The 17,496-nt window shown below is 71.5% G+C and carries 18 protein-coding genes; 4 read left to right on the forward strand and 14 right to left on the reverse strand.

Features of this window, described 5'->3' with window-relative positions:
• Positions 1-150 precede the first annotated feature (150 nt).
• From J7F03_RS24880 to J7F03_RS24910, 7 genes are all read right to left on the reverse strand, one after another.
• Positions 151-906 carry a DUF3159 domain-containing protein gene (locus tag J7F03_RS24880; protein ID WP_214953108.1) on the reverse strand — a complete coding sequence of 252 codons (756 nt, stop codon included), beginning with the start codon at positions 904-906 and terminating at the stop codon, positions 151-153.
• Between the two features lie 2 nt (positions 907-908).
• The gene (locus tag J7F03_RS24885; RefSeq protein WP_214953110.1) at positions 909-1,337 is read right to left on the reverse strand and encodes an OB-fold nucleic acid binding domain-containing protein; all 429 of its coding nucleotides are present in this window, start codon (positions 1,335-1,337) and stop codon (positions 909-911) included.
• Positions 1,338-1,361: 24 nt separating this feature from the next.
• Positions 1,362-2,048, reverse strand: a complete 687-nt coding sequence (locus J7F03_RS24890; protein ID WP_214953112.1) for a response regulator — start codon at positions 2,046-2,048, stop codon at positions 1,362-1,364.
• Complete coding sequence (locus tag J7F03_RS24895; protein WP_214953115.1) at positions 2,045-4,684, reverse strand: sensor histidine kinase KdpD; 2,640 nt, start codon at positions 4,682-4,684, stop codon at positions 2,045-2,047. The genes J7F03_RS24890 and J7F03_RS24895 overlap by 4 nt, the downstream gene beginning before the upstream one ends.
• A 162-nt stretch (positions 4,685-4,846) precedes the next feature.
• A complete protein-coding gene (locus J7F03_RS24900; protein WP_214953117.1) occupies positions 4,847-5,629 on the reverse strand; it encodes a DUF3710 domain-containing protein in 783 nt (260 codons plus the stop codon).
• A gap of 1 nt (position 5,630) precedes the next feature.
• Positions 5,631-6,164, reverse strand: a complete 534-nt coding sequence (gene dut, locus J7F03_RS24905) for a dUTP diphosphatase (RefSeq protein ID WP_214953119.1) — start codon at positions 6,162-6,164, stop codon at positions 5,631-5,633.
• Positions 6,164-6,748 (reverse strand): PaaI family thioesterase, encoded by a 585-nt coding sequence (locus J7F03_RS24910; RefSeq protein WP_214953121.1) that lies wholly within the window; start codon positions 6,746-6,748, stop codon positions 6,164-6,166. Before J7F03_RS24910 ends, dut begins: the two co-directional genes overlap by 1 nt.
• Before the next feature lie 58 nt (positions 6,749-6,806).
• Here J7F03_RS24910 and J7F03_RS24915 point away from each other — a divergent pair, with 58 nt between their 5' ends.
• Entirely contained in the window at positions 6,807-7,268 is a 462-nt protein-coding gene (locus J7F03_RS24915; protein ID WP_214953123.1) for a DUF3093 domain-containing protein, read from the forward strand.
• 28 nt (positions 7,269-7,296) lie between these two features.
• Here J7F03_RS24915 and J7F03_RS24920 read toward each other — a convergent pair whose 3' ends face one another.
• The 4 genes from J7F03_RS24920 to J7F03_RS24935 form a co-directional block, all read right to left on the reverse strand.
• Positions 7,297-8,214, reverse strand: coding sequence for an EcsC family protein (locus tag J7F03_RS24920; RefSeq protein ID WP_214953125.1), 918 nt, complete (start codon positions 8,212-8,214; stop codon positions 7,297-7,299).
• A gap of 12 nt (positions 8,215-8,226) precedes the next feature.
• Positions 8,227-8,523, reverse strand: coding sequence for a DUF4193 domain-containing protein (locus J7F03_RS24925; RefSeq protein WP_214953127.1), 297 nt, complete (start codon positions 8,521-8,523; stop codon positions 8,227-8,229).
• 384 nt (positions 8,524-8,907) lie between these two features.
• Positions 8,908-10,152 carry a HAMP domain-containing sensor histidine kinase gene (locus J7F03_RS24930; protein WP_214953129.1) on the reverse strand — a complete coding sequence of 415 codons (1,245 nt, stop codon included), beginning with the start codon at positions 10,150-10,152 and terminating at the stop codon, positions 8,908-8,910.
• A gap of 5 nt (positions 10,153-10,157) precedes the next feature.
• Positions 10,158-10,811, reverse strand: coding sequence for a response regulator transcription factor (locus J7F03_RS24935; RefSeq protein WP_030008767.1), 654 nt, complete (start codon positions 10,809-10,811; stop codon positions 10,158-10,160).
• Between the two features lie 245 nt (positions 10,812-11,056).
• Between J7F03_RS24935 and J7F03_RS24940 the strand changes: the two genes are divergently transcribed.
• Positions 11,057-11,230, forward strand: a complete 174-nt coding sequence (locus J7F03_RS24940) for a hypothetical protein (RefSeq protein ID WP_204357838.1) — start codon at positions 11,057-11,059, stop codon at positions 11,228-11,230.
• 194 nt (positions 11,231-11,424) lie between these two features.
• Here the strand turns inward: J7F03_RS24940 and J7F03_RS24945 are convergent, their stop codons facing one another.
• Entirely contained in the window at positions 11,425-12,243 is an 819-nt protein-coding gene (locus tag J7F03_RS24945; RefSeq protein WP_214953284.1) for an inositol monophosphatase family protein, read from the reverse strand.
• 18 nt (positions 12,244-12,261) lie between these two features.
• A complete protein-coding gene (locus J7F03_RS24950; RefSeq protein WP_214953131.1) occupies positions 12,262-13,437 on the reverse strand; it encodes a ferrochelatase in 1,176 nt (391 codons plus the stop codon).
• A gap of 169 nt (positions 13,438-13,606) precedes the next feature.
• Between J7F03_RS24950 and J7F03_RS24955 the strand changes: the two genes are divergently transcribed.
• Positions 13,607-14,869, forward strand: a complete 1,263-nt coding sequence (locus tag J7F03_RS24955) for an MFS transporter (RefSeq protein ID WP_214953133.1) — start codon at positions 13,607-13,609, stop codon at positions 14,867-14,869.
• Positions 14,814-16,148, forward strand: a complete 1,335-nt coding sequence (locus J7F03_RS24960; RefSeq protein ID WP_214953135.1) for a D-arabinono-1,4-lactone oxidase — start codon at positions 14,814-14,816, stop codon at positions 16,146-16,148. Before J7F03_RS24955 ends, J7F03_RS24960 begins: the two co-directional genes overlap by 56 nt.
• Positions 16,149-16,183: 35 nt before the next feature.
• Here J7F03_RS24960 and J7F03_RS24965 read toward each other — a convergent pair whose 3' ends face one another.
• The gene (locus tag J7F03_RS24965) at positions 16,184-17,026 is read right to left on the reverse strand and encodes a hypothetical protein (protein ID WP_214953138.1); all 843 of its coding nucleotides are present in this window, start codon (positions 17,024-17,026) and stop codon (positions 16,184-16,186) included.
• Positions 17,027-17,496: the final 470 nt, after the last annotated feature.

The following is a 17,496-nucleotide window of genomic DNA, read 5'->3' on the forward strand; positions in this document are numbered from 1 at the left end:
AACGACTCCTAGAACCCAAGTCCTGGTCAGCCGCCCCTTCGTGCACCCGAGGCCTACGAGGCCACGCGCCCGGTCGGCCCTGGGGCTCCGCCCCGGACCCGCGCCTCAAACGCCGACGGGGCCGGTCGGGCCGCGCACGCGGTGTACGGGTCAGGCCCCCTGGCCCTTCGCGGCCGCCTTCGCGGCCTTCTCCGCCGCCTCCGCGGCCTCCCACTCCGCGATCACGTCGATCGGCGGCGGCGCCTTCGCCAGGAAGACCCACGTGAAGTACACCGCCAGCACCATCGGCGGCAGCTTCAGCCCGATCAGCACCCAGCCCAGCTGCGTCGCGTCGCCCCACCAGTACAGCGGGAAGAGGATCGCGTACTTCGCGAGGAAGATGAGGCCCCAGGCCAGGCTGGCCTTGGTGTAGGCCTTCTTGCGCCCCGGGTTGCGCGTGCGCCAGGACAGGTTCTCCTTGAAAACCGGCCCCAGGATCACGCCCAGCAGCGGGAAGCCCACCAGCGCCGAGAGCGTGAAGGCCACGCCCAGACCGGCCCCGTAGATCATGCCTGGCAGATAGAAGCCCTTCGGGCTGCCGGTGAAGAGCGCGAAGGCGACGCCGACGCCCACGCCGAAGACGCCGCTGAAGGCGTGCTTCACCGTGTCCTTGCGCAGCAGCCGCACGATCACCAGCAGGACCGCGACCGCGCCCGCCGCGATCGCCGAGAGCTTCACGTCCTTGTTGATCGTGTAGATCATGACGAAGAGCAGCCCGGGGAGCATCGTCTCCACGGTGCCGCGGATGCCGCCGAAGGCGTCGAAGAGCGCGGCCTGCGTCACGGCCGCCTGATCCGCGGCGGGATCCGTACCGGAATCGGTGCGGGGGTCCGTTCCGGGCGAGTTCGGTTTGTCGAGTGACGTCACCGTCAGTGCTCCTGTCCGAGCGGTCGGAGTTCGTACTTCGGGTTGAAAAGCACCCGACGGCCGTGGCTCATCGAGATCCGCCCGGAGGCGATCATGCGACGGCCTGGTTCGATTCCCACGATCGAGCGACGACCGAGCCATACGACGTCCAGCGCGGCGGAGCCGTCGAACAGCTCCGCTTCCAGGGCGGGTACACCCGCCCGCGGCCGCAGCGTGACGGTACGCAGGGTCCCGGTCACCTTGACTATCTGACGGTCGTGGCAGTCGCAGATCCGCGTGCACCCCGCGGCTTCTGCGTCCTCCTGCAGTTCCGCGGAATGCAGGTCCTCCTGCGAGGTGGACAGCCGCTCTATCATCCGGCGGAACCGACCCGCCGGCCTGGCGGGCTTCGCCGGCTTCGCCGGCTTCTCGGGACGCGGTTCAGCACTCATACAGGAAGCGTACCGGCGCGCCCACTACCTCTCGAAGCGGTATCCCATGCCCGGTTCGGTGATGAAGTGCCTCGGGTGCGAGGGGTCCCCCTCCAGTTTGCGGCGCAGCTGCGCCATGTAGACCCGCAGGTAGTTGGTCTCGGTCCCGTACGACGGCCCCCAGACCTCCTGGAGCAGCTGCTTCTGGCCGACCAGCTTGCCCCGGTTGCGGACCAGTACCTCCAGCAGGTGCCACTCGGTGGGCGTGAGGCGCACGTCGCGGCCCTCGCGCACCGCCTTCTTCGCCGCGAGGTCCACCGTGAAGCCGTCGGTCTCGACGATCACCTCGTCCTCGCCGGACCCGGCGGCCGGTTCCGCCCGCCGGACGGCGGCGCGGAGCCTGGCCAGGAGCTCGTCCATGCCGAAGGGCTTGGTGACGTAGTCGTCGGCGCCCGCGTCCAGGGCCTCGACCTTCTCGTCGGAGCTGTGCCGGGCGGAGAGGACGAGGATCGGGACGCGGGTCCAGCCGCGCAGCCCCTTGATCACCTCCACGCCGTCCATGTCGGGCAGGCCCAGGTCGAGGACGACCACGTCGGGGTGGCGGGCGGCCGCCAGTTCCAGGGCGCTCGCCCCGTCGGCGGCCGCGTCGACCTCGTACTTGCGTGCCTTCAGGTTGATCACGAGGGCTCGGACGATCTGGGGTTCGTCGTCCACCACGAGCACCCGGGTCATTGAGGGCCTGCCTTCTGTCGTATCGAATCAAGATCGAAATCCATGGGGTGCCCGTCGGGCCCATCCCGCCGGTCGGCCCCGCCGCGTGCGCTGCGGCCCTCGCCGTCCACGCTCACGTGGCCCCGCGGGACCCCGCCGGTGACCGCTCGCAGGGTGAGCACCATGGTCAGCCCGCCGCCGGGGGTGTCCTCGGCGGCCAGGGTGCCGTCCATGGCCTCGGCGAAACCGCGCGCGACCGCGAGGCCGAGGCCCACGCCGGCCCCGCGCGGGGCGTCCCCGTGCCGCTGGAAGGGGGCGAAGATCCGCTCCTTGGCCTCGTCGGGCACGCCCGGCCCTCGGTCGACGACCCGCACCTCGACCCGGTCGCCGAGGAAGCTGGCCGCCACCAGCACCTGCTCCCCCGCCGGGCTGTACTTGACGGCGTTCTCGACGACGTTGGCCACGGTCCGCTCCAGCAGCCCGGGGTCCACCGCCACCATGGGCAGGGTCTCCGGGACGTCCAGCAGGACGCTGTCCTCGGGTACGCCGCCCAGCGCCATCGGGACCACCTCGTCGAGGTCGATCTCGCGGATGAGCGGGGTGACGGTGCCGGTCTGGAGCCTCGACATGTCGAGCAGGTTGCCCACGAGGTGGTCGAGCCGGTCGGCGCCGTGCTCGATGCCCTCCAGGAGCTCGGCGCGGTCCTCCTCGGACCATTCCACGTCATCGGAGCGCAGGGAGCTGACGGAGGCCTTGATGGAGGCCAGCGGCGTACGGAGGTCATGGCTGACGGCGGCCAGCAGCGCGGTCCGGATCCGGTTGCCCTCGGCCATCCGCCGGGCCTCCTCGGCCTCCCCGACCAGGCGCTGCCGGTCGAGCACCACGGCGGCCTGGGCGGCGAAGGCGCCGAGCACGCGCCGGTCCGCGGCGGGCAGCACCCGCCCGGACAGGGCCAGCGCCATGTGGTCGCCGATCGGCATGTCCACGTCGGCGTCCTCGGGACGGGCGACCGGGTTCGGGCCCACGCTGCCGGCCGGCTGCCAGGGTTCGACGTCGCTCTCGCGCTCCAGCAGCGCCACCGATTCCATGGCGAAGGTCTCGCGCACCCGCTCCAGCAGCGCGTTCAAGGTGGTCTCGCCGCGCAGCACGCTCCCGGCGAGGAAGGACAGGATCTCGGACTCGGCGCGCAGCCGGGCGGCCTGGTGGGTGCGGCGGGCGGCGGCGTCGACGACGGAGGCCACGGAGCCCGCGACGCCGAAGAAGACCACGATGGCGACGATGTTCTTGGGGTCCGAGACGGTGAAGCGGTGGACGGGCGGGGCGAAGTAGTAGTTCAGCAGCAGGGAGCCGACGGCGGCGGAGGCCAGCGCCGGAAAGAGCCCGCCGAGCAGCGCGGCGGCCACGGTCAGGGCCAGGAAGAGCAGCATCTCGTTGGCGATGCCGGGGTCGTTGTCGACGTGCGTGAGCAGCGCCGCGAGCAGCAGCGGCATGACGACCCCGGCCACCCAGCCGGCCACGATCCTGGTCCGTCCGAGCCGGGCCGCCGAGCGGACCACGGGCAGGCCGCGGCTTCTGGCGGCCTCCTCGTGCGTGACGATGTGCACGTCGAGGTCGGGTCCGGAGTCGCGGGCCACGGTGGCCCCGACCCCGGGGCCGAAGACGTACCGCCAGGAGCGGCGGCGGCTGGAGCCGAGCACGATCTGGGTGGCGTTGACCCCGCGGGCGAATTCGAGCAGCGCCTCGGGGATGTTGTCACCGATGACGTGGTGAAACGTTCCTCCGAGGTCCTCGACCAGTGTCCGCTGGACCGCGAGCTCCTTCGGGGAGGCCGCGGTCAGCCCGTCGCTGCGGGCGATGTACACCGCCAGGATCTCGCTGCCGGAACCCTTCGCCGCCACCCGCGACGCCCGCCGGATCAGGGTGCGCCCCTCGGGTCCGCCGGTGAGCCCCACGACGATCCGCTCGCGCGCCTGCCAGGTGGAGCGGATGTTGTGCTCGCCCCGGTACTGCTGGAGGTACTCGTCGGCCCGGTCGGCGACCCAGAGCAGCGCGAGCTCGCGCAGCGCGGTCAGGTTGCCGGGGCGGAAGTAGTTGGACAGGGCCGCGTCGACCTTGTCCGACTTGTAGATGTTGCCGTGCGCCATCCGGCGCCGCAGCGCCTGCGGCGACATGTCGACCAGCTCGATCTGGTCGGCCCGGCGCACCACCTCGTCCGGCACGGTCTCCCGCTGCCGCACGCCCGTGATCGACTCCACCACGTCGCCGAGCGACTCCAGGTGCTGGATGTTCACGGTGGAGATCACGTCGATCCCGGCCCGCAGCAGCAACTCCACGTCCTGCCAGCGCTTGGCGTTGCGCGAGCCCGGCACGTTGGTGTGCGCCAGCTCGTCGACCAGCGCTATGGCCGGCCTGCGGGCGAGGAGCGCGTCCACGTCCATCTCGGTGAAGGCCGCGCCCCGGTAGGAGAGCTCCTTGCGCTCGATCCGTTCCAGGCCGTGCAGCATGACCTCGGTGCGCGGCCGCCCGTGGTGCTCGACGAAGCCGACGACGCAGTCGGAGCCGCGCTCCACCCGGCGGTGGCCCTCCGAGAGCATGGCGTACGTCTTGCCCACGCCCGGTGCCGAGCCGAGATAGATCCGTAGCTTGCCGCGTCCCATGCGCTCATTCTCGGGGACATTTCCCCCGATCACGCGCCGATCGCGGCGTCCGAGCCGATCCCTGACGGTTCCCTGACACCCGGCGGGTACGGCCGTGGGCCGTACCCCCGAAGGAGTACGGCCCACGGCCGGAAACGATCGCCTCGTGCGGCGCCCTGGCGATCAGCGGACCTCGGTGATCTCCGGGCCGCGTTCCAGCTGGCCCATGCCGCCGCCGAAGCGGGAGCCTTCCTGGTCCTCGGTCTGCACGCCGTCCGGCACCATCTGCGCGTCGTTCGGCAGCTTCAGGACGATCGGGTCCCGCGGGGCCATCGGGCCCTCGCCGCGGACCACGACGGTGTCCAGGAAGATCCGCTCCAGCACGCCGGCCGACTCGGGACGCACCGCGCCCTGGCCGGAGATGACGCCGCGCAGGAACCAGCGCGGCCCGTCCACACCGACGAAGCGGACCAGCTGGGCGCCGGTCTGCCCGTCCGGAAGCGGTACGGGGACCTGCGCGCGCAGCTCCCAGCCCAGCGGACCCTCGACCTCGTCGATGATGCCGCCCTGCTTGGTGATGCCGTCGGCGATCTCCTCGCGGACCTCGCCCCAGATGCCTTCCTTGCGCGGCGCGGCGAAGGCCTGCAGCTGTACGGCACTGTCCCCGAGCACCACGGTCGCGGCGACGATCGCGTCACCGGCGACCTCGACGCGCAGCTCCATGCCCTCGGCACCCGGTACGAGGATGCCGCCGAGGTCGACCCGGCCCTCCTCGGGGTTGCCGGGGACCTCGGAGACGTCCCAGGGGCCGTCGGGCCGCGGGGCCGGCGGCAGGTTCACCCTGCGCGGACGGGCCTCGTCGGTCTCCTCCACGCCGTTCTGCTCATCGGCGCCGACGCCGTCGACGACCTGCTCGGCCGCGCCGCCGTCCTTGACGGAGTCGTTCTTCTTGCGACGTCCGAACACGTCACTGTCCTTCCCGGTCGGATACGACCGAAGCGTAGCCATTCCCACCCTGCTGACCAGCGCCGGATCCGGCCACGGCCGCATGACCTCCGGTGGAGCCGAAACCCCCCTCGGCCCGCGCCGAGCCGGGAAGTTCCGCCACCTCATGGAAGCGCACCTTCTCGACCCGCTGGACAACCAGCTGGGCAATGCGGTCGAAACGCTCGAACCTGACGCTCTCGCGCGGGTCGAGATTGACCACGATTACCTTGATCTCCCCACGGTACCCGGCATCCACCGTCCCCGGGGCATTCACGAGCGCGAGCCCGCAGCGGGCGGCCAGGCCGGAGCGCGGGTGCACGAACGCCGCGTACCCGTCGGGCAGCGCGATGGAGACCCCGGTGGGCAGTACGGCGCGCTCGCCCGGCTCCAGTTCGGCGGCCACGGTGGTGACCAGATCGCAGCCGGCGTCGCCGGGGTGCCCGTAGGCGGGGATCGGCACCTCCGGGTCGACGCGCCTGATGGCCACGTCCACGCCGGTGTTGTTCTCAGACATCAGGGGTTCACCTCGAAGGCGCGTGCGCGCCTGACCTGGTCCGGGTCGGCCATCGCCGCCCGGATCTCCTCGGGCCGTCCGTTGTCGATGAAGTGGTCGACCTTCACCTCGATGAAGAGGGCGTCCGCGCGCAGTGCGACGGGCCCCTGCGGGCCACCTATTCGACCGACCGCGCTGGAGTAGATCTTCCGGCCGGCGACGGCGGTGACCTCGGCCTCCAGGTACAGGACGGTGTCCACGGGCACGGGCCGGACGAAGTCCGTCTCCAGCCGGCCGGTGACGGCGATGACGCGCAGCAGCCAGTTCAGGGAGCCCAGGGTCTCGTCGAGCGCGGTGGCGAGCACGCCGCCGTGGGCGAGGCCGGGGGCGCCCTGGTGGGCGGGCTTGACCGTGAACTCCGCGGTGACGCGCACGCCCTCGCCCGCGCGGGCCGCCAGGTGGAGCCCGTGCGGCTGGCCGTCCCCGCAGCCGAAACAGTGCTCGTAGTGCGCACCGAGGAGCTCGCCGGGCGCCGGGGCGTCGGGATGCCTGACCGGCGGGGCGGCATCGGCCGGGGGCGTCAACGCTGTGTTTCGTCCACTCACAGCCGCAGACCTTACCCGCGCGGCTACCCACCGGTCGCCTCGTGGCAGGCTTGGCCGCATGCAGCTCTCCCCCGCGCACCACGACGAACGCCTGACCGCCCCCCGCTCCTGGTGGGGCATCGCCGCGCTGACCGGTCTCGCGTGCGCGCTGATGCTGCTGCCGCTGGGCACGCTGCCGCTGCTGGCCGGGCTGGTCGGGGGCACCGCGCTGACGGGGCTGCTGGTGAGTTCGTACGGATCCCAGCGCGTGCGCGTGGTGGGCGGCGCGCTGGCCGCCGGGGACGCCCGGATCCCCGTGGCGGCCCTGGGCGACCCGGAGATCCTGGACGCCGAGGAGGCCCGCGCCTGGCGGACGTACAAGGCCGACACGCGCGCCTTCATGCTGATGCGCAGCTACGTTCCGACGGCGGTGCGCGTCGAGGTCACCGACCCGGCGGACCCGACCCCCTACGTCTACGTCTCCACCCGCGAGCCTCAGGCCCTGGTGGCGGCCATCCGCGCGGCGCAGGCCGCGGCCTGACCCCTGCGAGGGATCCGGGCGGCGGGCCTCAGGCGCGCAGATCCGGGTCGAGACCCTCGATGGCGGCTCCGGCGGCCCCGGGAAGGGCCTGGACGGGCTGCTCAAGGGGCGGAAGCGGCCGCAGGGCCGCCCAGGGCACGGCTCGGCCCCGCAGGTCCGTACGTACCTTCTCGGCGAGTCTGCGGGTGTCCCTGCGGTTCATGACCGCTCCGACGGCCGCGCCGACCATGAACGGCATCAGGTTCGGCAGGTTGCGGAACATCCGCTTCGTGATCTGCTGGCGCAGTTCGCGCTTCATCTGACCGCCCAGTGCGACGTTCAGCGTCGTCGGCTTGGTCAGGTCCACCCCGCGCTCCTCCGTCCACGACGTGAGGTAGGCGAAGCTGCGTTCCTTGAGGTTGCCGGGCGGGCGCAGGCCGTAGACCTCGTGGAGTTCGGCGATGAGCTTCAGCTCGACGGCCGCGACCGCGGTGATCTCGGCTGCCAGCTCGGCCGGCATGGCGGGCGGCACGGGCAGCATGGCCGCCGCACCGATCCCGGCACCGACGGTGGAGGTCGCGATGGCGGCGCCCGCCATCAACCTGTCGGCGAGCTGATCGGGACCGAGGCCCGGGAACTGCGCGCGCAGGGTCGCGAGGTCCCGAACCGGAACGCGCAGTGCGTTCTCGATGACTCGGTCGGTGAGGTAAAGGGCGGCGGCCCTGGCACTTTCGCCGCCCTTGCGCACACCGTTCTTGACGGCTTGCAGCCGACGGACCCCGGAGCTGTTCCGGGACCCCTCGTCAGCCTCGGAGGCCGACGGCACCGCCTCGGCGGTGTCGGGGAGCACGGCGGGTACGCCGGGGGCTCCAGGGGCCGTTTCCAGGTCCTTGGTTCCCGCCCGCGTCTCCGCCGGATCACCAGGTTTCCGGAAGCGGCGCTTCCGAAATGGTGTCGAGCCAGTCACGGCCGACGCCTATCAGTCGCAGTCGCGACAGATCGGCTGACCGTTCTTCTCGCGTGCCAGCTGGCTGCGGTGGTGCACCAGGAAGCAGCTCATGCAGGTGAACTCGTCGGCCTGCTTGGGCAGGACCCGGACGGCCAGCTCCTCGTTGGAGAGGTCGGCGCCGGGGAGCTCAAGGCCCTCCGCCGAGTCGAATTCGTCCAGGTCGACATTCGAGGACGACTTCTCGTTACGACGAGCCTTCAGCTCTTCGATGCTGTCGTTGTCGACGTCGTCGTCGGTCTTGCGCGGGGTGTCGTAGTCCGTTGCCATTGTTCGCTCTCCCCCTCTGGGATTTAGCGGGTGTCTCAGCGCACGTAACGCGCGAGAGGCCGGACTTGTGCCCGACCTGAGGCGGAGATTTTGCCTCACATCAAGGTCTGTTACTCAATCGACACCCAGCCGCACATCAGAAGGAGCGATTGGCTGGGATGACGACCGGGACCGTACACGGTCCGGGGGCCGCCTTGCACAAACGCCACCCCATGTATTTCCCGCCGTTAGGGGGGCCGGAAACCCGGACTTCCCGGGCTTTCCGGCCCCCCTAAGGTCACTGAACGCATCTGGACGGACACTCGACACTGTGATCGATCGCACAGAAGTCATTGCCTTCACGTCCCAAGCGTTCAGCCGACGGCGAACACGGAGTGACCGGCGTCACAAGGGTAGAGTGACACGCATCACGAGGCCACCGCCCTCGCGCGGGATCGCCTGGATCCTCCCGCCGTGTGCGCGCGCCACAGAGCGCGCGATCGAGAGGCCTAGCCCCACACCCTTGTCGCTGCCCGTGCGCTCCGTACGCAGCCGTCTGAAGGGCTCGAAGAGGTTGTCCACCTCGTACGCGGGAACCACGGGACCCGTGTTCGATACCAGCAGCACCGCCTGGCCGTGCACGGCCTCGGTGGTGACCTCCACCCAGCCGCCTTCCGGGACGTTGTAGCGGACGGCGTTCTGCACCAGGTTGAGCGCGATCCGCTCCAGCAGCACGCCGTTGCCCTGGACCACGGCCAGCGCGCGCTCGCCGCGGATCTCGATGCCCTTGGCGTGGGCCTCCCCGCGCGCCTGATCGATGGCGCGCGAGGCCACCTCCGCCAGGTCCACGGGCTTTCGCTCGATGATCTGGTTGTCGCTGCGGGCCAGCAGCAGCAGGCCCTCGACCAGCTGTTCGCTGCGCTCGTTGGTGGCGAGCAGGGTCTTGCCGAGCTGCTGGAGCTCCACCGGCGCCCCGGGGTCGGAGAGGTGCACCTCCAGCAGGGTCCGGTTGATGGCCAGCGGGGTCCTCAGCTCGTGCGAGGCGTTGGCCACGAACCGCTGCTGGGCCGTGAAGGCCCGCTCCAGCCGGTCGAGCATCTCGTCGAAGGTGTCGGCGAGCTCCTTGAGCTCGTCGTCCGGCCCGTCGAGCTCGATCCGCCGGGTCAGGTCGGAGCCGACCACCCGGCGGGCCGTCCGGGTGATCTTGCCGAGCGGCGAGAGCACCCGGCCGGCCATCGCGTAGCCGAAGGCGAAGGCGATGATGCTGAGGCCCATCAGGGCCATCAGCGACCGGCTCAGCAGGTCGTCCAGCGCGTGCCTGCGCTGTTCGAGGATGCACGCGTTGATCGCGGCGTTGAACTGGTCGTGGGTCTGGCCCCTGCCGCCCACGCCGGGGCAGGTGCTGGTGACCTGGATGTCGGTCCCGCCGACGATCTTGAACGGCAGTCCGTTGCCCTCGCGCAGCGCCTGCGCCGCCAGCAGGTAGATGATCGACAGCAGCAGGATGCCCGCGATCAGGAACATCCCGCCGTACAGCAGCGTGAGGCGTATGCGGATGGTCGGCCGCAGCCAAGGGAAAGGACCCTCGGGCTGGCCGGGGTCCCAGGTCGGTTTCGGTGGCGCCGATGGTGGCACCGGGGTCGCTGCCACCCGCGTCAGATCCGGTAGCCGGAACCGGGGACGGTCACGATGACCGGCGGTTCCCCGAGCTTGCGCCGCAGCGTCATCACCGTCACGCGCACCACGTTGGTGAACGGGTCGGTGTTCTCGTCCCACGCCTTCTCCAGGAGCTGCTCGGCGGACACGACCGTGCCCTCGCTGCGCATGAGGACCTCCAGCACCGCGAACTCCTTCGGCGCCAGCTGCACCTCCTTGCCCTCGCGGAACACCTCTCGCCGGTTCGGGTCCAGCTTGATCCCGGCGCGCTCCAGCACGGGAGGCAGCGCGACGGTGGTGCGGCGCCCGAGCGCCCGGACCCTCGCGGTCAGCTCGGTGAACGCGAAGGGCTTGGGCAGGTAGTCGTCCGCCCCGAGCTCCAGGCCCTCGACCCGGTCGCTCACGTCGCCCGACGCGGTCAGCATGAGCACGCGGGTGGGCATGCCGAGCTCGACGATCTTCCGGCAGACGTCGTCGCCGTGCACGAGCGGGAGGTCCCGGTCGAGCACGACCACGTCGTAGTCGTTCACTCCGACGCGCTCAAGGGCCGCGGCGCCGTCGTACACGACGTCCACGGCCATGGCCTCCCGGCGCAGTCCGGTGGCCACCGCATCGGCGAGCAGCTGCTCGTCCTCGACGACGAGTACGCGCACGTCGTTTCCTTCCTCAGTGCCCGTCAGGGCAGGCGTGTGGTGCGTCGTCCATCCTGCCCCTTTCGGCCGTAAACCGGCTGTAAGACGCCACACGGGGGTACCCGAGGGGCGGAAGTGAGGATTCCCTCGCCTTGAGAGGTTTCTGGGTCCAGGGCGGCGGGGAGGACGACTTCACACCCCGAACACTCCCTGACGGCGGACTGCCACGTGCCGCCGCCGACCCACGAAGAGGGGGCGAACCCACCATGGACGCATTCACCGCGGGTCTCCTGCAGCGCATCAGGAGCACGCAGTCGGACCTCAGGCAGGCTCGCGAGACGGGCGACGACTTCCTCGTGGAAGTGGAACAGGCGGAGCTGGAAGACCTCCAGCGCATCGCAGCCGATCACGGCGTTCCGGTCACCGTCTCCGCCTGCTGACGCCCGCACCCGCCGATCCCACACACCCCCGGACCCCGGAGGCCGCCGAGCGGCCGCCGGGGTTCCCTCATTGCCCGGAGCGGCCGCCCGGCCGCGTCCGGCCGCGATTCCCTCCCGGCTGCCCAGTCGTGCCCAGGTGCCCAGTCCCGCCCGGCTGCCCAGTCGTGCCCGGGTGCTCAGTCGTGCCCGGGTGCTCAGTCGTGCCAGGCCCCGGCCTCGTCCAGCAGCGGCTGCAGCGAGGCGAACACCGCCGGGGTCGCGGCCAGCGCGAGCTCGCCGGAGGCCGGCTCACCCGGCCGGCCGCCGGTCAGCGCACCGGCCTCCCGGGCGATCAGGTCGCCCGCCGCCAGGTCCCAGGGGTTCAGCCCGCGCTCCCAGTACCCGTCGAGCCGCCCGGCCGCGACGTCGCACAGGTCGATCGCCGCCGACCCGCCGCGCCGGATGTCGCGGACCACCGGGATGATCCGCCGCGCCACTTCGGCCTGGTGGTCCTTGCGGGTCTGGACGTATGCGAACCCGGTACTGATCAGAGCCTGCTCCAGCGGAGCGGCCGCCCGGCAGGCCAGCCGCACGTCGCCCAGCCAGGCCCCGCGCCCCAGCACCGCGTGGAACGTCTCCCCGCGCATCGGCGCGGCCACGACGCCGGCCAGGGTCGTCCCGCGGTACTCGGCAGCGATGGACACGCCCCAGGAGGGCAGCCCGTAGAGATAGTTCACGGTGCCGTCCAGCGGGTCGATCACCCACCGGACGCCACTGGTCCCCGCCGTGTCGGAGCCCTCTTCGCCCAGCAGCCCGTCCTCGGGCCGGCGCTCCCCGAGGATGCCGGTGATCAGCTTCTCGGCCGCGATGTCCATCTCGGTCACCACGTCGATCGGGCTCGACTTGGTCGCCGCGACCGCCAGGTCGGCCGGACGGCCGTCCCTCAGCAGGGCGCCCGCCCGCCGGGCGGCCTCCAGGGCCACGTCCAGCAGTTCGGTCTTCAGCTCTTCGGAGACTTCGGGGACTTCGGAGATCACGGCCGGTTCCCTTCCCTACGCGTACGGACTGTCCACACCCGCGGCCGCCGGCCGGGGCCCCCGTGCCGGGCAGCAGCCCACGGCACACAGATCATGACTGGCTCCGAGCAGGCCGAGCGCGCAGCGCTCCACGGGCTCGCCCCGCTGCGCGGCGGCCCGCTCCAGCAGGAGGTCCCGTACGGCCGCCGCGAACCTGGGGTCGGCTCCGACCGTCGCCGAGCGGGCGACGGGCAGCCCCAGCTCGGCGGCCTTCGCCGTCGCCTCCGTGTCGAGGTCGTAGAGCACCTCCATGTGGTCCGAGACGAAGCCGATCGGCACCATGACGACCGCCGGGGTGCCCGCCTCGCGCAGGGCCTCCAGGTGGTCGCAGATGTCCGGCTCCAGCCACGGGATGTGCGGCGCGCCACTGCGCGACTGGTAGACGAGCTCCCAGGGCAGCTCGGTGCCGGTCTCCGCGCGGACCGCGTCGGCGATCACCTTCGCGACGTCCAGGTGCTGCTTGACGTAGGCCCCGCCCTCGCCGTGCCCGGTGTGGTCCGCGACGGGGCCGGAGGCGTCCGCGGCCGCGGTCGGGATCGAGTGGGTCGTGAAGGCCAGCCGCGCCCCGGCCCGCACCTCCTCGGGCAGCGATTCCAGCGACGCCAGCACCCCGTCGATCATGGGCTGGACGAAGCCTGGGTGGTTGAAGTAGTGCCGCAGCTTGTCGACCTTCGGCAGCTCCGCCTCGGCCGTGCCCTCCTCGACGAGCAGGGCGAGCGCGTCGGCGAGGTTCTCGCGGTACTGGCGGCAGCCCGAGTACGAGGCGTAGGCGCTGGTCGCGAGCACCGCGATGCGGCGGCGGCCGTCGGCGGCCATCTCGCGCATCACGTCGTTCAGGTACGGGGCCCAGTTGCGGTTGCCCCAGTAGACGGGCAGGTCCAGCCCGTGCTCCGCGAAGTCCTTGCGCAGCGCGTCCAGCAGCTCGCGGTTCTGCCCGTTGATCGGGCTGACGCCGCCGAAGCCGAAGTAGTGCTGCCCGACCTCCTTCAGCCGCTCGCGCGGGATGCCGCGCCCGCGCGTGACGTTCTCCAGGAACGGCACGACGTCGTCGGGCCCCTCGGGGCCGCCGAAGGACAGCAGCAGGAGGGCGTCGTAGGGGGCGGCGGGGCCTTCGGCCGGGCCGGCGGCGGAGGCGCGGAGCTGGTCAGACATGTCTCGAATCCTGCCACCCGCCCCCGTCGGGCGGGAAACAGGCCCGGCGTCCGAATCCACCCCTTCACAGGTAAGGTCACCCTTACTTCCTGTTGCTCCTTCCCCATGCGGGCACCCTGTGTGCGGTCGTAACCTGTATGGGCCATCGACGTCCCCTACGGAGGGCACCTTGCCCAGTCCCTACCGCGCGATCTTCGCCGCCCCCGGGAGCCGGGGGTTCAGCGCGGCCGGCCTCATAGGCCGGCTGCCGCTGTCCATGGTCGGCGTCGGCATCCTCACGATGATCTCCGAGCTCACCGGCCGGTACTCGCTGGCCGGCGCGCTCACCGCCACCCTCGCGCTCTCCGCCGCCGTCATGGGCCCCCAGGTCTCCCGCCTCGTCGACCAGTACGGCCAGCGGCGCGTCCTGCGCCCGGCGACCCTGCTCGCGGCCGTCGCCGTCTGCGGCATGCTGCTCTGCACGGCCAACAACGCGCCCGACTGGACCCTGTTCCTCTTCTCGGCGCTCGCCGGCTGCGTGCCGAGCGTGGGCTCGATGATCCGCGCCCGGTGGACGGCCATCTACCGCGACTCCCCGCGCGATCTGCACACGGCGTACTCCCTGGAGTCCGTCCTCGACGAGGTCTGCTTCATCTTCGGCCCGATCATCGCCATCGGACTCTCCACCACCTGGTTCCCCGAGGCCGGCCCGCTGGTCGCCGGGGTCTGCCTGCTGGTGGGGGTGTGGTGGCTGACCGCGCAGCGCGCCACCGAGCCGGCCCCGCACCCGCGAGGCGAGGACACCGACCGGACCTCGGCCCTGCGCTCCCCCGGACTCCAGGTGCTGATGGCCACCTTCGTGGCCACCGGGGCCATCTTCGGCTCCATCGACGTGGTCACCCTGGCCTTCGCCGAGGAGCAGGGCCACAAGGCCGCGGCCAGCTTCATCCTCGCCGTCTGGGCGGTCGGCTCCTGCCTCGCGGGCATCGTCTTCGGCCTCCTGCACCTCAAGGGGAAGGCCGAACCCAGGTGGGTACTGGGTATTTGTGCGATGGCCGTGAGTATGATCCCCCTCCTACTGGCCGGGAACCTTCCGTTTCTGGCCGTGGCGCTCTTCGTCTCGGGCCTCGCCATCGCTCCCACGATGATCACCACGATGGCCCTGATCGAGGCGCATGTACCACGCGCGAAGCTGACCGAGGGCATGACGTGGATCAGCACCGGCCTCGCGGTCGGGGTCGCGCTCGGCTCTTCCGTGGCCGGCTGGGTCATCGACGCGGCCGGCGCGAGGAGCGGGTACGTCGTCTCCATCTCGGCGGGGACCGCCGCGGCGGCGGTGGCGTTCGCGGGTTATCGCCGGCTGACGAGGTCGGCGCAAGGGGAGGAGCCTTCTAGCCATGGCGACGACGGGGACAGCAGGGAAGAGCGGGACACGGACCGCCGCGTGGCATAACTGGGCGGGCAACGTCAGTGCCACGCCCGCGCGCGTGGTGGCCCCGGCCTCGGTCGGGGAACTCCAGGAGGCGGTCCGCCGGGCCGCCGGGGACGGGCTGAAGGTGAAGGCGGTCGGCACCGGCCACTCCTTCACCTCGGCCGCCGCGACCGACGGCGTACTGATCCGCCCGCAGGCACTGGCCGGGATCCAGGGGATCGACCGGGAGGCCGGCACCGTGACCGTGGCGGCGGGCACGGTCCTCAAGGACCTCAACCTGGCCCTCGCCAAGGAGGGCCTGTCGCTCGCGAACATGGGCGACATCATGGAGCAGACGGTCTCCGGCGCCACCAGCACCGGGACCCACGGCACCGGCCGCGACTCCGCCTCCATCGCCGCCCAGATCCGCGGCCTGGAGCTGGTCACCGCGGACGGGCAGCTGCTCACGTGCTCCGAGAAGGAGAATCCGGAGGTCTTCGCGGCGGCCCGGCTCGGCATCGGGGCGCTCGGCATCGTCACCGCGATCACCTTCGCCGTGGAGCCGCTCTTCTTCCTGACCGCCCGCGAGGAACCGATGAGCTTCGACCGGGTGACCGCCGAGTTCGACGAGCACCACGCGGAGAACGAGCACTTCGAGTTCTACTGGTTCCCGCACACCGGCAACTGCAACACCAAGCGGAACAACCGCAGCCAGGGCCCGGCCGCCCCGCCCGGAGCGGTCTCCGCCTGGATCGAGGACGAACTCCTGTCCAACGGGATCTTCCAGGCCGCCAACTCCTTCGGCCGCGCGGTCCCCTCGGCCATCCCCTCCATCGCCCGGATAGCCAGCCGCGCCCTGTCTGCGCGGACCTACACGGACATCCCGTACAAGGTGTTCACCAGTCCGCGCCGGGTCCGGTTCGTGGAGATGGAGTACGCCCTTCCGCGCGAGCGCGTCGTGGAGGCCCTGCGGGAACTGAAGACCATGGTCGACCGATCCGGCCTGCGGATCAGCTTCCCGGTGGAGGTGCGGACGGCTCCGGCGGACGACATCACCCTGTCGACGGCCTCGGGTCGCGAAACCGCGTACATCGCGGTGCACATGTACAAGGGCACCCCGTACCAGGCCTACTTCACCGCCGCGGAGCGGATCTTCACGGCGCACGGCGGGCGGCCGCACTGGGGCAAGGTCCACACGCGCGACGCCGAGTACTTCGCCCAGGTCTACCCGCGCTTCGGCGAGTTCACGGCGCTGCGGGACCGGCTCGACCCGGAGCGGGTGTTCGCCAACGACTATCTGCGGCGCGTTCTCGGGGACTGACCCCGGGGCTACCGAGCCGTGGGACTGAGGCCGCCTCAGGGGGTCTGCGACTCCCGGCCGGTGCCCGCGCTCGCCCCGCCCGGAGTGGCCTTGCCGGTGCTCGGGGTCGGGGACTGCGGGGGCGTCGGCGTCGGCGTCGGCGTCGGGTCCGGCTTCGGCGGGGTCGGGCTCGGCGTCGGGTCCGGGGACGGCGAGGAGTCCGGGTCGGGCGAGGGGTCCGGGCTGCCGCTCGGGTGCGAGGGGCTCGGGGAGTTCCCGGTCTCCGGGCTCGTCCCGTCCGTGCCCTTGTCGCCGGTGCCGGACTCGTCCGCGGGTTCCGGCTCGGCGTTGCCGGCGTTCTGGGCCGTACCGCCCCAGACGGTCTTGTTCCCACTGCTGACGGCGTTCCCGGAGACCGCCTCGTAGGCGGCGATCCCTCCGATCGCGAGGGCGAAGGCGGCGGCCGAGGCCACGGCGGTGCGCTTCCAGCCCCGCACCCGGCTGCCGTGCACGGTGGCCTCGCCGAACTCCTCGGAGAGTCCGGCCGGGAGCGGGGGCGCGGCCTGGCGCAGCATCATCGTGCCGTCGGGCGCCCGCTCCTCGCCTCCGTCCACCGGCACCTGACGGCCCCTCGGGCGGGCGCTCTCGCGCAGCTGGTCGCCGGTGCGCCGGAAGAAGTGCTGGATGACCGGCCCGCCCGCGGTGGCGACCACGCTCACCACACCGGCGCCGAGGATCGTCCCGTAGACGCCCATCTTCGAGGCGAGCAGGGCCGCCGCGACGGTAGCGAGGGAGGATCCCGCGACCTGAGCCGCACTCAGATCGAGCTTCTTTCCCGGCTCCTGTTCCGGCTCCGGACCCGTCCCGATGTCCAACGCCGCCTTCTGACCCGTCCCCATCCGCTGTGTGTCCCGCCTCTCGCGCTTCTCCGCTTCCTTCAGTTACTGACACGTGAGCGAAACGGATAGTTCCATTTCCGGAGATTCCGTGAAGCAAGACACCCGAAAACGGACGCGCCCCCAGGTCCGGCCCGATGTGGACCCGATCCAGGGCAGCCCAACTCCCGCCGTCCGAGACAAGTTCGGCGGCGCGGCGGTCCACCCAGGTGGCCCGAATGGAGTACTGTGGCGAGCCCTGGGGCCGTCCTTCCTTGCGGATGTCCGGACCCGGGAGAGGGGCCGGCTGATGGAGAAACGGCACTCGAGACCGGCGATGCCGCGGTATTGCACGGATCCTGCTGCGCACAGTAATCGTTCGGTCACTGTGCGTGCCCAACAGGTAACCGTGCCATAACAGCGATCAAGGGCGCATGCCCGACACGCCGGTTTAACTCGGCAAGGTAGTGGCAGGCTGCACCCGGGCAGGCCAC

Origin of the sequence: Streptomyces sp. ISL-43 (assembly GCF_018614195.1) — a bacterium.
GTDB lineage: Bacteria > Actinomycetota > Actinomycetes > Streptomycetales > Streptomycetaceae > Streptomyces.

Excerpts from the sequence above, each read along its gene's own strand:
- J7F03_RS24890 (WP_214953112.1), bottom strand. The coding sequence starts at position 2,048 with ATGACCCGGGTGCTCGTGGTGGACGACGAACCCCAGATCGTCCGAGCC.
- J7F03_RS24915 (WP_214953123.1), top strand. The coding sequence starts at position 6,807 with ATGCAGCTCTCCCCCGCGCACCACGACGAACGCCTGACCGCCCCCCGC.
- J7F03_RS24895 (WP_214953115.1), bottom strand. The coding sequence starts at position 4,684 with ATGGGACGCGGCAAGCTACGGATCTATCTCGGCTCGGCACCGGGCGTG.
- J7F03_RS24885 (WP_214953110.1), bottom strand. The coding sequence starts at position 1,337 with ATGAGTGCTGAACCGCGTCCCGAGAAGCCGGCGAAGCCGGCGAAGCCC.
- J7F03_RS24965 (WP_214953138.1), bottom strand. The coding sequence starts at position 17,026 with ATGGGGACGGGTCAGAAGGCGGCGTTGGACATCGGGACGGGTCCGGAG.
- J7F03_RS24925 (WP_214953127.1), bottom strand. The coding sequence starts at position 8,523 with ATGGCAACGGACTACGACACCCCGCGCAAGACCGACGACGACGTCGAC.
- J7F03_RS24950 (WP_214953131.1), bottom strand. The coding sequence starts at position 13,437 with ATGTCTGACCAGCTCCGCGCCTCCGCCGCCGGCCCGGCCGAAGGCCCC.
- J7F03_RS24960 (WP_214953135.1), top strand. The coding sequence starts at position 14,814 with ATGGCGACGACGGGGACAGCAGGGAAGAGCGGGACACGGACCGCCGCG.
- dut (WP_214953119.1), bottom strand. The coding sequence starts at position 6,164 with ATGTCTGAGAACAACACCGGCGTGGACGTGGCCATCAGGCGCGTCGAC.
- J7F03_RS24940 (WP_204357838.1), top strand. The coding sequence starts at position 11,057 with ATGGACGCATTCACCGCGGGTCTCCTGCAGCGCATCAGGAGCACGCAG.